Source organism: Clavibacter sp. MX14-G9D (genome assembly GCF_032917815.1).
Classification (GTDB): domain Bacteria; phylum Actinomycetota; class Actinomycetes; order Actinomycetales; family Microbacteriaceae; genus Clavibacter; species Clavibacter michiganensis_K.
In genome coordinates this window covers 1-12,509 of record NZ_JAVCVL010000066.1, presented here as the reverse complement: position 1 = coordinate 12,509, position 12,509 = coordinate 1, and the positions used below count along the sequence as shown (strand labels likewise).

The following is a 12,509-nucleotide window of genomic DNA, read 5'->3' as shown; positions in this document are numbered from 1 at the left end:
CGCTCGGCGTCTTCCGCGGCTTCGCGCTGCACCGGGTGGCGCTGCCCGCCCCGTCCGCCGCGTCGCCCACCAGGTCGGCGAGCGGCACGGCGGCGTCGAACGCCACCGTGAACGCGGGCGCGTCGCCGCGGCGCTCCGGGAGCTCGTCGGGCACGGTCCGGTAGCGCGCGATCACGTCGCGGAACGCGAGGTACTTCTCCGTCGGGGATCCGGTCTCGTCCAGCGGGGCGTCGTAGTCGTACGAGGTGACGTGCGACTGGTACGTGCCCTTGTGGTTGGCGCCGTTGGTGAAGCCGAAGTTCGTGCCGCCGTGGAACATGTAGATGTTCACGGACGCGCCCGCGGCGAGCAGCGCGTCGAGCTCCGCGGCGGCGTCGGCCGCGGAGGTCGTGTGGTGGTGCTCGCCCCAGTGGTCGAACCAGCCGTCCCAGAACTCGCTGCACATGAGCGGCCCGGTCGGCTGGTGGCGGCGGAGGGTGGCGAGGCGCTCGGTCGCGCGCGAGCCGAAGGACCCGGTGCGGTGCAGCTCGTCGAGGCTGCCGCGGGAGAGCATCCCGTCGGTCGGCTGGTCGACGGTGGTGAGCGGCACGATGATGCCGGAGTCGCGCGTGAGGTCGACGAGGTGGCGCAGGTACTCGGCGTCGTCGCCGTACGCGCCGTACTCGTTCTCGATCTGCACGAGGATCACGGGCCCGCCCATGTCGATCTGGCGCGGCGCGACGATCTCGTACACGCGGCGGAGGAACTCGTCGACCGCGGCGAGGTACAGCGGCTCGCTGCGGCGGACGCCCACGGCGGGGTCCTCGAACAGCCAGCCGGGCAGGCCGCCGCCGTCCCACTCGGCGCAGATGTACGGGCCGGGGCGCACGATCGCGTGCATGCCCTCGGCGTGGACGAGGTCGAGGAAGCGGCCGAGGTCGAGGCCGGCGCTCGTGTCGAAGGCGCCGCGCTCGGGGGAGTGGGCGTTCCAGGCGACGTACGTCTCGATGGTGTCGAGGCCCATGAGGCGGGCCTTGCGGATCCGGTCGGCCCACTGGTCGGGGTGCACGCGGAAGTAGTGGAGGGCGCCCGCGATGACGCGGTGCGGGCTGCCGTCGAGCTCGAAGTCGTCGGCGCCGATGCGGAAGCGGGTGCTGGTGGCGGGGAGGCCGGGCATGGTCGTGTCCTTGCGTGGGGGCGGGGCATGGGAGAGGGGAGGCGCGACTCGCGTCGCACCTCCCCTCGTCGTTCAGGTCGTGCCGGCTACTTCACCTCGACGGTGAAGCCCTGCTGCTCGCCGTACTCGGCAGCGGCCTTGCCCCACGCCTCGAGGACGGGGTCGAGCGAGGTGCCGTTGGAGTACGCGGCCGAGGCCGAGTCGCTGAAGATGCTGTTCGTGTAGACCTGGAAGGGCAGGTACTGCCAGTCCGGGACGACGTTCTTCGAGGCCTCGCTGAGCACCTCGTTGATCTTCTGGCCGCCGAAGTACTCGGGGGCGTCGGCGAGGAACTCGGGGCTGTCCAGGTCGGCCGTGGTGGACGGGAACCCGCCGGCGTCGAAGGAGATCTGGCGACCCTCCTCCTCGGCGGTGGTGAACTTCGCGAACTCCGCCGCGACGAGCTTGTTCTCCGACTGCTGCATGACGGCGATGGAGGATCCGCCGCTCTCCGCGGTCGCGGTGTCACCCGCGGTGTACTGCGGCATGGGGGCGACGCGCCACTGGCCGGAGCCCTCCGCCGCCTGGGCGATGAGGTTGCCGGGCATCCAGGCGCCGGTGATCAGCGTGGCGATCGAGCCGTCGCCGAGGCCGCGGAACCACTCGTCGGTCCAGCCGGGGGTCTGGGCCAGCGAGCCGTTCTCGACGAGCTGGTTCCACATGGCGGTGTACTTCTTGGCGCCCTCGTCCTGCATGTCGATGGTGACCTTGTCGCCGTCGACCTTGTAGGGCTGGCCGCCGGCCTGCCAGATCATGCTCGTGGTGAAGCCGGCGTCGCCGGAGTCGCTGGTGATGTACTGGTTCGGGTCGGCGGCGTGCATGGTCTCCGCGGCGGCCACGTACTCGTCCCACGTGGTGGGGACGGAGATGCCGTACTTGTCGAAGACGTCCTGGCGGTAGAACATCGCCATGGGGCCCGAGTCCTGCGGCAGCGCGTAGAGGGCGTCGCCCTCGGTGACGGCGTTCCAGGTGGAGGCCGTGAACTGGTCCTCGAGGTCGGTGTAGCCGTAGCCCGAGAGGTCCGCGAGCGACTCGCCGAGCGCGAACTGCGGGATCGCGAAGTACTCGACCTGCGCCACGTCGGGCGCGCCCTTGCCCGCCTTGATGGCGTTCTGGAGCTTCGTGTACTGGTCGGCGCCGGTGCCGACGTTCTGCACGTCGACCGTGATGTTCGGGTGCTTCTTCTCGAAGGCCTCGGCGATGGGCTCGACCGCGGGGGCCCAGGCCCAGACCGTGATGGTCGACTTCGTGTCGAGCGCCGCTGCGAGCTCGTCGGCCGTGGCGCTGTCGGCGCTGGCGCCGCCGCTGGATCCGGAGGAGCAGGCCGCGAGGGAGCCCGCGAGGACGATGCCGAGGCCGAGCGCGACGACGCGCTTCGCCCTGCGGGGGAACGAGATGGACATGGTGGTGCCTTTCACTTCTTCGTGGTGGTGCGGGAGGGAGGTGCTGTGGTGCGGGAGGTGCTGTCGGAGGGCGCTACGCCTTGACGCCGCCGGCCGAGAGGCCGGACTGCCAGTAGCGCTGGAGGAAGAGGAACGCGATGACGATCGGGATGATCGCGAGGAACGAGCCGGTGATCACGAGGTTGTAGATCGGCTCGCCGCCCACCGTGGTCGACTGCGCGTTCCACTGGTTGAGACCCACCGTGAGGGGGTACCAGGTGGAGTCGCTCAGCATGATCAGGGGCAGGAAGTAGTTGTTCCAGGTCGCGACGATCGAGAACAGCAGCACCGTGATGAGGCCGGGGCTGAGGAGCCGCAGGCTGATCGTGAAGAAGGTGCGGATCTCGCTCGAGCCGTCCATGCGGGCGGCCTCGAGGATCTCGGTGGGCACCGAGTCGACCGCGTAGGTCCAGATGAGGTACAGCCCGAAGGGGCTGATGAGCGACGGCAGGATGATCGCCCACGGGGTGTTCGTGAGGCCCATCTGGCTGAAGAGCAGGAAGGTCGGCACCGCGAGGGCGGTGCCCGGGATCGCGACCGCGCCGAGCACGACGGCGAACACGATCTTCTTGCCGGGGAAGTCGAACTTCGCCAGGCCGTAGCCGGCGAGGGTCGCGAGCAGCGTCGCGCCGCCCGCTCCGACGACCACGTAGATCAGGGTGTTGCCGAGCCAGCGGACGAACTCGCCGTTCCCGTAGGTCAGGACGCCCTGGATGTTGTCGAAGAGCGCGAAGTCGCCCGAGAACCAGAGGCCGAACGAGCTGAACAGCGCGTCCTGCGTCTTGGTCGAGTTGACCAGGAGCCAGAACAGGGGGAGCACGGAGTAGATGAGCAGCAGCGCCATGACCAGCGTGAGCACGATGCTGCGGCGCTCGCGGGGCGCCCCGGCGCTCCTGCGGCGCTTGGGGGTGCGGTCCGCGGGGGTGTCGCGGGTGGGCGTGCCGGCGTCGGGCGCGGCGAGGGGGGTACCGGTGAGGGTCGACACGGTCAGCTGTCCTTCCGGGTGCCGACGAGCTGCACCACGTAGGCGACCACCATCGTCAGGACGCCCATGATGATCGCGATGGCGGCGGAGTAGTTGAACTGCTGTCCCGCGAAGGACAGGTTGTAGGCGTACATGTTCGGCGTGAAGTACGAGCTGATCGAGTTGGGCGCCAGCGTCTGCAGGATGTTCGGCTCGTTGAAGAGCTGGAAGCTGCCGATGATGGAGAAGATCACGCCGATGACGAGCGCGCCGCGGATGGCGGGCAGCTTGATGCCGGTGACGATGCGGAACGGGCCCGCGCCGTCGAGCTCGGCGGCCTCGTAGAGGTCCGGCGAGATGACCCGGAGGGCCGCGTAGAACAGCAGCATGTTGTAGCCGACGAACTCCCACGTGACGATGTTGCCGATCGACGCGAGGATCCAGCTCTGCGAGAGCAGGTCGGGGAGGTCCCAGCCGGTGGCCTGCTCGACGTTGCCGACGAGGCCGAAGCGGTTGCCGTAGATGAAGCCCCACATGAGGGCCGCGACGACCGCGGGGACCGCGTAGGGCAGGAAGATCGAGATGCGGAAGAACGCCGTGAAGTGCAGGCGGGCCGAGTCGAGCGCCAGCGCCGCGAAGAGGGCGATGAACAGCATGATCGGCACCTGCACCACGAGGAACAGCGCGACGCGGCCGAGTGCGTCCCAGAAGTTCGGGTCGCCGAGGGCCTGCGTGTAGTTCGCGATGCCGACGAACGAGTTGCCGCCGATCATCCGCTCCTGGAACAGGCTGAGGTAGATCGAGTAGCCGACGGGCGCGATGAGGACGACCAGGAACACGACCAGGAACGGGGCCACGAAGCCCAGGCCGGTCCAGCGCCGCTTGTCGCGTCGCATCGGGGGACCGCTCGGGCGGGCCGCATCGGGCGCCTTCGGCCGGGTGGCCGGAGTCGACATCGTCGTCATGTGCTTCCACTTCGTCGGGGGATGTCCACGCCGTCATCCCGTTCGGGACGATTGGGTGTTTGCGTAAACATCTGTGATGCTCGCAACCATGACATCTCCACCGTCGGTCGTCAAGTCGAGTGGCCGGCGCTCACCCGGCGGCCGCACCGTGTCCATGGCGGACGTCGCCGCGCACGCGGGGGTGTCGTCGCAGACCGTCTCCCGGGTGTCCAACGGCGCGCAGAACGTGGAGGCCACGACACGGCAGCGCGTGATGGACGCGATGGCGGAGCTCGGCTACCGGCCGAACAGCGCGGCGCGCGCCCTGAAGACGGGGCGCTTCCGGAGCATCGGCATCATCATGTTCACGCTCTCCACCCTCGGCAACATGAAGACGCTCGACGCGATCGTGACCGCGGCGTCCGGCGCCGGGTACACGATCACGCTCATGCCCGTGCCGCACCCCACCGAGGGGGAGGTGGCCGGCGCGTTCAGCCGGCTGCAGGAGGAGGCGGTCGACGGGGTCGTCATCATCATCGAGGCGCACATGCTCGACCGGGCCGACGTGATCATCCCCGTGGGCCTGCCGGTCGTCATCATCGACTCCGACGCGGGCGACCCGTTCGTGGTCGTCGACACGGATCAGGAGCAGGGCACGCGCCTCGTCACGCAGCACCTGCTCGACCTCGGGCACACCGCGATCGTGCACGTCGCGGGCCCGCACACCTCGTACTCGGCCGCCCGGCGCGCGGCGGAGTGGCGCGCCACCATGCTCGACGCGGGCCTGGACCCCGAGCCGCCCGCGCAGGGCGACTGGACCACGCGATCCGGCTACCGCATCGGCCAGGAGCTCGGGAAGCGCACCGACATCACCGGCATCGTCGCCGCGAACGACCAGATGGCCCTCGGGATCATGCACGCGCTGCACGAGCTCGGCCGCGACGTGCCGGGCGACATCAGCGTCGTCGGCTTCGACGACACGGAGGAGTCGAGCTCGTTCTGGCCGCCGCTCACGACCGTGCACCAGGACTTCACCGAGATCGGCCGTCGCTCGATGCAGGTGCTGCTCGAGATGCTCGAGGGCGGCGAGCCGTCGCAGGACCGCATCGTGCCGACCCGGCTCGTGGTGCGCGAGAGCGCGGCGCCGCCGCGGGGCTGAGCCGTCGAGGCCGAGTCGCTGGGGCTGAGCCGACGAGGCCGACGAGGCCGACGCTGCGGCGCACGCTGCCCGGCGCGCGGCGCCGCCCGTTTCGATGCGGCGGCGCGGGGGAACGGGGAGGGTGACCCGCCCGCTGACCCTGGAGGCCGCCCGTGCCCGTCGTCGCCCCGCTCGATGAGACCTTCCCCGACGTCCGCTCCATCGCCGTGCTCCGCGGTGGCGGGCTCGGCGACCTGATCTTCGCGCTGCCCGCGATCGCCGCGCTGCGGGCCGCCTACCCGGGCGCGCACGTGACGCTGCTCGGCACGCCGCTGCACCGGGCGCTCCTCGAGGGCCGGCCGGGAGCGCCGGATGCGATCGAGGTGCTGCCCGTGGCGCACGGCGTGCGGGACGTGCCGGGCACGGATCCCGACCCCGAGGAGATCGAGGAGTTCGCCGCCCGCATGCGCGCGCGCCGGTTCGACCTCGCGGTGCAGGTGCACGGCGGCGGCCGCAACTCCAACCCGTTCCTGCTGCGGCTCGGCGCCCGGCACACGGTCGGCACCGCGACCGACGACGCCGAGCGCCTCGAGCGCGTGATCCCGTACGTGTACTACCAGCACGAGGTGATGCGCGGGCTCGAGGTCGCGGGCCTCGCGGGCGCGCAGGTCGCCGAGCTGGAGCCCGTGGTCGAGGTCACCGACGCCGAGCGGGACGCCGCTGCGACGCACGTGACGGGCGCGCCGGGCGGGCTGGTCGTGATCCACCCGGGGGCCACCGACCCGCGCCGACGCTGGCCGGTCGGGTCGTTCGCGGAGGTCGCCCGGCGCGCGGCGGCCGACGACGCGCAGGTCGTCGTGGTGGGCGACGCGTCGGACGCGGCTGACGCCGACCGCATCGTCGCCCTCGCCCGCGACGGGCTCCCGGCGGAGCAGGCGTCGCGCGTGACCTCGCTCGCCGACGCCCTGACGCTCGGCGAGCTGGCGGGACTCCTCACGCACGCGGACGTCGTGCTCGGCAACGACAGCGGCCCCCGCCACCTGGCGCAGGCGGTGGGTGCGCGGACCGTGGGCGTGTTCTGGTTCGGCAACGTCGTGAACGCGGCGCCCGTGGGGCGCGCGCGGCACCGGATCCACATGGCCTGGACCACCCGCTGCCCCGTCTGCGGCGTCGACGTCACCCAGGTCGGCTGGACCGCGGAGCGCTGCGCGCACGACCCGTCGTACGTGGCCGACGTGCGCGTCGACGACGTGCACGCCGACGTGGAGCAGCTGCGCCGCGCGTCGCTCGCGGAGCGCGTCCCGGCCTGACCTGCCCGCACGCCGACGGCGCGGCCCCCGGAGGGACCGCGCCGTCGTGATGCGCGCGATGCCGCGGCGCGCGGCCCGCGGTCAGCCCGCGTCGAGCGCAGCCTGGCCGGCCGTGGCGGCCGCCTCCAGCGCGTCCTCCGGCGAGGTCTTGAGGAGCATCGCCTTCTCGAGCTCGGCGCCCAGGGCGGCGCTCACCTCGGCGTAGTTCGAGACCGACGGGCGCGAGCGGGCGTACTCGAGCTGGTCGACGAAGACCTGGATCAGCGGGTTCTCGTCGAGGTACGCGCTGTACGTGTCGGAGTCCGCGGTCTTCGTGTTGGTCGGGAGGTAGCCGCTCGCGATGTCCCACTCGGCCTGCTGGTCGGGCTGCATGAACCAGGACAGGAACGCGTAGGAGCCGGCCTCCTGCTCCTCGGTGCCCTTCGTGATGTACGACACGTTGGTGCCCGTGTTCATGGCCGGCTGCTCCAGCTGCGGGAAGGTGAAGACGCCCACGTTCTCGGCGCCGATGCCCTCCTCGACGGTGCTGAGGTTGTAGGCGCCGCCGATGAACATGGCGAACTGGCCCGCGTTGAAGAACGGGGCGCCCTGGTTCTGGTTGCTGTCCGCGGCGCTGGACGGGTAGGCGACGCCGTCCTTCACCATGTCGGTCCACGTGGTGAGCGCCGCGACGCCCTCGGGGGAGTCGAACGCGACCTCCGTGTTGTCCTCGTTGAGGAACTCGCCGCCGGCGCTCCACAGCATCGACTGCCAGGTGAAGACGGGCCACTCGTTCGAGCCGATGGGGAGGTAGACGCCGTACTGGCCGTCCTTCGTGAGGGTCTTGGCATCGGCCGCGAGCTCGTCCCAGGTGGTGGGGGTGTCGGTGATGCCGGCCTCGGCGAACATCTCCTTGTTGTAGATGATCGCGTAGTCGCCGCCGTCGGTCGGCAGGGCGTAGGTGGTGCCGTCGAACTGGCCGGAGGCGAGCATGCCCTCGGGGATGTCGTCGGCGCTGAGGTCGTAGTCGCCCGTGCCGAGCCGGTCGTCGAGCGGCACGATCTTCCCCGTCGCGATGGACTCGCCGAGCGACGACGGCTCCGAGTCGCTGATGACGAGGTTCGGCGCCTGGTCGCTCGTGAGCGCCTGCACCATGCGGGCCGTGAACCCCTCCGACGCGATGAACTGCGACTGCACCGTGTACTCGTCCTGCGCGTCGTTGAAGCGCTGCACGAGCTCGGTGAGCTTGGTGGCCGCGTCGCCCGTGGCCTGGTTCCACATGGTGATGGTGGTGCGGCCCGCGCTGTCGCCCGCGTTGCCGGTGACGGATCCGCTGCTGCAGCCGGAGAGGGCGACGGCGGTCGCGAGGACCGTCCCGACGGCGAGGGACCGTCGGAGGACGGTGGAGCGCGGGGAGCGCGTCGAGGGGCGGCGGAGCTTCATGGATTCCTCCTGGTGTGGGGCGGTGGTGCGGTGGGTGCGATGGGTGCCGTGCGGGTCGTGCGGCGTGCGCGTGCGGTCGAGCGGGGAGAGGCGCGGGGGACGGCGGGGCTCAGCGGAGCCCGCCGGAGATCGCCTTGACGATCTGGTTCTGGAAGAGCAGGAAGACGACGAGGACGGGGATCACCGCGAGCGTGGATCCCGCCATCAGCAGGTTGAAGTTCGAGGCGCCCTCCTGCGATTGGAGGAGCGTGAGGCCGATCTGCACGGTGAAGAACTCGGTGCGGTTCACGGCGATGAACTGGAAGAAGAAGTTGTTCCAGTTGTAGACGAAGGAGAGGATCGCGAAGGAGCCGATCATCGGCGTCGCCATCGGCACCATGATCGTGCGGAAGCGCTGCCAGACGCCCGCGCCGTCCATGCGCGCGGCGTCCTCGATCTCGGTCGGGAAGTTGGAGAAGAACTGCCGGAAGAGGAACACCCCGAGGATCGACGGGACGTTCGGCACGATGAGGCCCTGGTAGCTGTTCAGCCACCCGAGCGACGAGAGCAGCGTGATCAGCGGCGTGAACACGATCTCGAACGGCACCATGAGCGCCGCGAGCAGCACCAGGAACAGCAGGTTGCGGCCGCGGAACCGCAGGCGGGCGAAGGCGTACCCGGCCATGAGGCTCGTGATGACCTGCCCGGCGGTGGAGAGCACCGCGACCACGACCGTGTTCACGTAGAACCGGCCGAACGGCGCGATCTCGAACAGCCGCGTGTAGTTCTCGGGGTGCCACTCGGTGGGCAGGAAGGTCGGCGGGACCGACAGCGCCTCCTGGGCCGACTTGAAGCTCACGAGCACCATCCAGATGAACGGGCCGAAGAAGACCAGGCTCGCGACGATGAGCACGACGTGGCGGAGCGTCGACGGCAGCAGCCGGCGGAGCGGGCGGCGTCGGCGGGCGGGGTGCGCGGGGCGGGAGGGCCCCGCGGGCGGCACGGCGGCGGCGGCCTCGCGCTCGAGGGAGATGGTCACGACGGGCCCTTCACAGCATCTCGACGGTGTCGCGGCGCGACAGGAACTTGAGCTGGACGGCGGTGACGGTGATGCCGATCAGCAGGAGGACGACGGAGGCCGCGGTGGCCGCCCCGCCGTTGAAGAACTGGAAGCCCTGCTCGTAGATCCAGTAGATGGCGGTCTTGGTGGACCCGAGGGGCCCGCCGCCCGTCAGCACGTAGACCTGCGTGAAGACCTGCAGGGTGCTGATGAGCCCGGTGATGACGAGGAACCCGCTGGTGGGCGCGACGAGCGGGAGGGAGATGGAGAGGAAGCGGCGGACGACGCCCGCGCCGTCGAGCTTCGCGGCCTCGTGGTAGCTCGGCGGGATGGTGGAGAGGGCGGCCGAGAAGATGATCATCGTGTACCCCGTCTGCTGCCAGACGATGAAGACGATGACCGCGACGATGGCCCACGGCTCGGTCGTGAGGAACGAGATCGGGTTGACGCCGAACGGCTCGAGCGCCGTGTTCACGAGCCCGCCGAGCGGCGTGAGCAGGTAGGAGAAGATGAGCGCGCTGCCGACCGTGGGCGCGATGTGCGGCGCGAAGATCATGGTGCGGTAGAACGAGCGGCCACGGAACGGGCCGTCGAGCATGGCGGCGAACAGCAGGCCGACCGCCATGGATCCCGGCACCACCACGATCGCGATGATCGCCGTGTTGCGCAGCGCGGAGAGGAACCCGCTCGTCGGCGCGAACAGGCCCGCGAAGTTGTCGAGGCCCACGAAGCTCGTGGTGCCGGGCGCGCCCGGGTTCCAGTCGGTGAAGCTGTAGACCACGGTCTGCAGCAGCGGGTACAGGTAGAAGACCGACAGCAGGATCGTGGTGGGGGCGACGAGCGCGTAGCCGGCGCGGCCCTCCTTCTCGTGCATGGTGCGGCGCCGGTACGACTCCGGCAGCCGGGCCGAGGTGAGGGCGGTCACGCCGCGCCTCGGCGGGCACCGGCCGCGGCGCCCGGGCGGGCGGTCGGGGGGTGTGCGGTCATCGCGGGCTCCTCGTGGTGGGCGGCTCGGGGACCGGACGCGTGCGCCTCGGAGGAGGACGGCGTCGTCCGGGAAGCCGTGGCTCTCGACCGTAGGCTTCGGGTGTTTCCCGCATGTTACTGGGCTGTTGCCAGAAGAAGTAGTTCTTTTTTCGGGCAACTTCGTTCGATCGTCGATAGGGTGTCCACATGGCCACCAACTCGCCGCACCTCCAGGACGTGGAGGTCGCCCCCGGATCCGTGGGCGACGTGCTCCGCCTCATCCGGGAGGAGCGGGCCGCCTCCCGGTCCGCGATCGCGCGCCGCACGGGGCTGTCGCCCTCCACCGTCGGCATCCGGGTCGACGCCCTGCTCCGCCTCGGCCTCATCGCCGAGGAGGGCGACGAGGAGTCCCGCGGCGGGCGGCGGGCGAAGCGGCTCGAGGTCGTGCGCCAGGCCGGATCCGTCGCCGCGGTCGACTTCGGGGCCCGGCACCTCACGGTCGCCGTCGCCGACCTCGCGGGAGGCGTGGTCGGCAGCGTGCGCCGCCCCGGCCTGCCCGACCACGACCCCGAGTCCGTCGTCGCGACGATGTGGGCCGAGGTGCAGGGCCTCCTGGCCGAGCACGGGCTGGATCCCGCGCTCCTCTCCGGCATCGGCGTCGGCCTCCCCGCGCCCATCGAGCACCCGTCCGGGCGCGTCGTGCTGCCGTCCTTCATGCCGTCGTGGCACAACGTCAGCCTCCCCGCGCTCTTCGCCGCGCACACCGACGTGCCCGTCGTGGTCGAGAACGACGCCAACCTGGTGGCGCTCGCCGAGTCCGCCCCCGGCGCCCGCAGCGACGCCGACCACCTCCTCGCCGTGGTGCTCGGCACGCGCATCGGCAGCGGCATCCTCACGGGCGGACGCCTGCACCGCGGGTCCAGCGGCGCGGCCGGCGAGATCAGCCACTCCGCCGTCGACGGCGAGGCCGCCATCTCCTGCATCTGCGGCATCCCGAACTGCCTGGAGTCGGTCGCGGGCGGCGGCGCGGTCGCCGCGCGCCTCACCGCGCTCGGGCACCCGGTCGCCAGCGCGTCGGACATCATCGACCTCGGGCGCACCGCCGACCCGGAGGTCGTCACGGTCCTGCGGGACGCCGGCGCCCGCATCGGCGCCTCGCTCGCCACCATCGTCAACTTCCTGAACCCGCGCACGGTCGTGCTGAGCGGGACCATGTCGGCCTCGGCGCCGCTCGTCGCCGCCATCCGCGCGGAGCTGTTCTCGCGCTGCCTGCCCATCGCGGCGCACGACCTCGACGTGCGCGCGGCGGCGGACCCGGCCAACGCCGTCGTGCGCGGCGCCACCCGCATGATCCTCGAGGAGGTGCTCGCGCCCGCCCGCGTGGAGCAGCGGGTGCGGGCCCTCGCCGAGGCCGAGGCGGCGGGCGCCACCGCATGAGCCACCGGCAGGCGGATCCCGCGGCACCGTCGTCGGTGCCGTCCGCGCGTCCCTGCGCGGTCGTCGCCGTGGACATCGGCGGCACCACGCTGAAGGGCGCCGTGCTCGACGCCGACGGCCGGGTCGTCGCCCGTCGCGTGACGCCCACCTTCGACGCCCGCATGGACGCGCTCGCCACGCTCCGGGAGCTCGTGACGGACCTCGTCGCCCGCTCCGCGGCGCACGGCAGCCGGGTGACCGCGGTGGGCCTGGCGTCCCCCGGGCTCGTCGACGCGGAGACCGGGAGCATCGGCTACGCGGCGAACCTCGGCTGGTCCGAGCTGCCGCTGCGCCGGATCCTCGAGGACGAGCTGGGCCTCCCCGTGCACGTGGAGCACGACGGGCGCGCCGCCGCGGTCGCCGAGCGCGCCGCGCACCCGGACGAGGCGGCGGCGTTCCGCGACTTCGTGTTCCTCCCCATCGGCACGGGCATCGCCGCCGCGGTGGTCACGTCCGGCGTCGTCGTGCGCGGGGCCACGGGCGGCGCGGGCGAGCTCGGGCACGCGCCGATCGTGCAGGACGGCGACGCGTGCGGCTGCGGCCAGCGCGGGTGCCTCGAGGCGTACGCGTCGGCGACCAGCATCCTCGCCCGGTACCGGCGGCGCGGCGGCAC

Annotated in this window: 11 protein-coding genes; 4 read left to right on the top strand and 7 right to left on the bottom strand. The window is 71.5% G+C overall.

Annotation, left to right across the window (positions count from 1 at the left end; all coding sequences use genetic code 11):
- The 4 genes from Q6969_RS07660 to Q6969_RS07645 all read right to left on the bottom strand — a co-directional run.
- Positions 1 to 1,156, bottom strand: a 1,156-nt coding sequence (locus tag Q6969_RS07660) for a beta-galactosidase (protein WP_317229899.1), incomplete at its 3' end; no start/stop codon positions are given.
- Between the two features lie 86 nt (positions 1,157 to 1,242).
- Positions 1,243 to 2,598 (bottom strand): sugar ABC transporter substrate-binding protein, encoded by a 1,356-nt coding sequence (locus Q6969_RS07655; RefSeq protein ID WP_317229900.1) that lies wholly within the window; start codon positions 2,596 to 2,598, stop codon positions 1,243 to 1,245.
- A gap of 73 nt (positions 2,599 to 2,671) precedes the next feature.
- On the bottom strand, positions 2,672 to 3,622 hold the full coding sequence (locus Q6969_RS07650) for a carbohydrate ABC transporter permease (protein WP_317229898.1): 951 nt from the start codon (positions 3,620 to 3,622) through the stop codon (positions 2,672 to 2,674).
- Between the two features lie 2 nt (positions 3,623 to 3,624).
- On the bottom strand, positions 3,625 to 4,566 hold the full coding sequence (locus Q6969_RS07645; RefSeq protein ID WP_317229897.1) for a sugar ABC transporter permease: 942 nt from the start codon (positions 4,564 to 4,566) through the stop codon (positions 3,625 to 3,627).
- A gap of 88 nt (positions 4,567 to 4,654) precedes the next feature.
- Between Q6969_RS07645 and Q6969_RS07640 the strand changes: the two genes are divergently transcribed.
- Together Q6969_RS07640 and Q6969_RS07635 are read left to right on the top strand one after the other, a co-directional pair.
- Positions 4,655 to 5,704, top strand: coding sequence for a LacI family DNA-binding transcriptional regulator (locus Q6969_RS07640; protein ID WP_317229896.1), 1,050 nt, complete (start codon positions 4,655 to 4,657; stop codon positions 5,702 to 5,704).
- A 152-nt stretch (positions 5,705 to 5,856) separates the two neighbouring features.
- A complete protein-coding gene (locus tag Q6969_RS07635) occupies positions 5,857 to 6,993 on the top strand; it encodes a glycosyltransferase family 9 protein (RefSeq protein ID WP_317229895.1) in 1,137 nt (378 codons plus the stop codon).
- Between the two features lie 81 nt (positions 6,994 to 7,074).
- Here Q6969_RS07635 and Q6969_RS07630 read toward each other — a convergent pair whose 3' ends face one another.
- The 3 genes from Q6969_RS07630 to Q6969_RS07620 all read right to left on the bottom strand — a co-directional run bounded on the left by Q6969_RS07630 (position 7,075) and on the right by Q6969_RS07620 (position 10,379).
- Positions 7,075 to 8,415, bottom strand: coding sequence for an ABC transporter substrate-binding protein (locus tag Q6969_RS07630; protein WP_317229894.1), 1,341 nt, complete (start codon positions 8,413 to 8,415; stop codon positions 7,075 to 7,077).
- A 109-nt stretch (positions 8,416 to 8,524) separates the two neighbouring features.
- Positions 8,525 to 9,433, bottom strand: coding sequence for a carbohydrate ABC transporter permease (locus tag Q6969_RS07625; RefSeq protein WP_317229893.1), 909 nt, complete (start codon positions 9,431 to 9,433; stop codon positions 8,525 to 8,527).
- A 10-nt stretch (positions 9,434 to 9,443) separates the two neighbouring features.
- Positions 9,444 to 10,379: a sugar ABC transporter permease gene (locus tag Q6969_RS07620; RefSeq protein WP_317229892.1), complete on the bottom strand. Its 936-nt coding sequence runs from the start codon at positions 10,377 to 10,379 to the stop codon at positions 9,444 to 9,446.
- A 248-nt stretch (positions 10,380 to 10,627) separates the two neighbouring features.
- On the opposite strand from Q6969_RS07620, the gene Q6969_RS07615 reads away from it, so the two are divergent.
- Positions 10,628 to 11,857 carry an ROK family transcriptional regulator gene (locus tag Q6969_RS07615; protein WP_317229891.1) on the top strand — a complete coding sequence of 410 codons (1,230 nt, stop codon included), beginning with the start codon at positions 10,628 to 10,630 and terminating at the stop codon, positions 11,855 to 11,857.
- On the top strand, positions 11,854 to 12,509 hold a 656-nt coding region (locus Q6969_RS07610), incomplete at its 3' end, for an ROK family protein (RefSeq protein ID WP_317229890.1). The genes Q6969_RS07615 and Q6969_RS07610, both read left to right, overlap by 4 nt.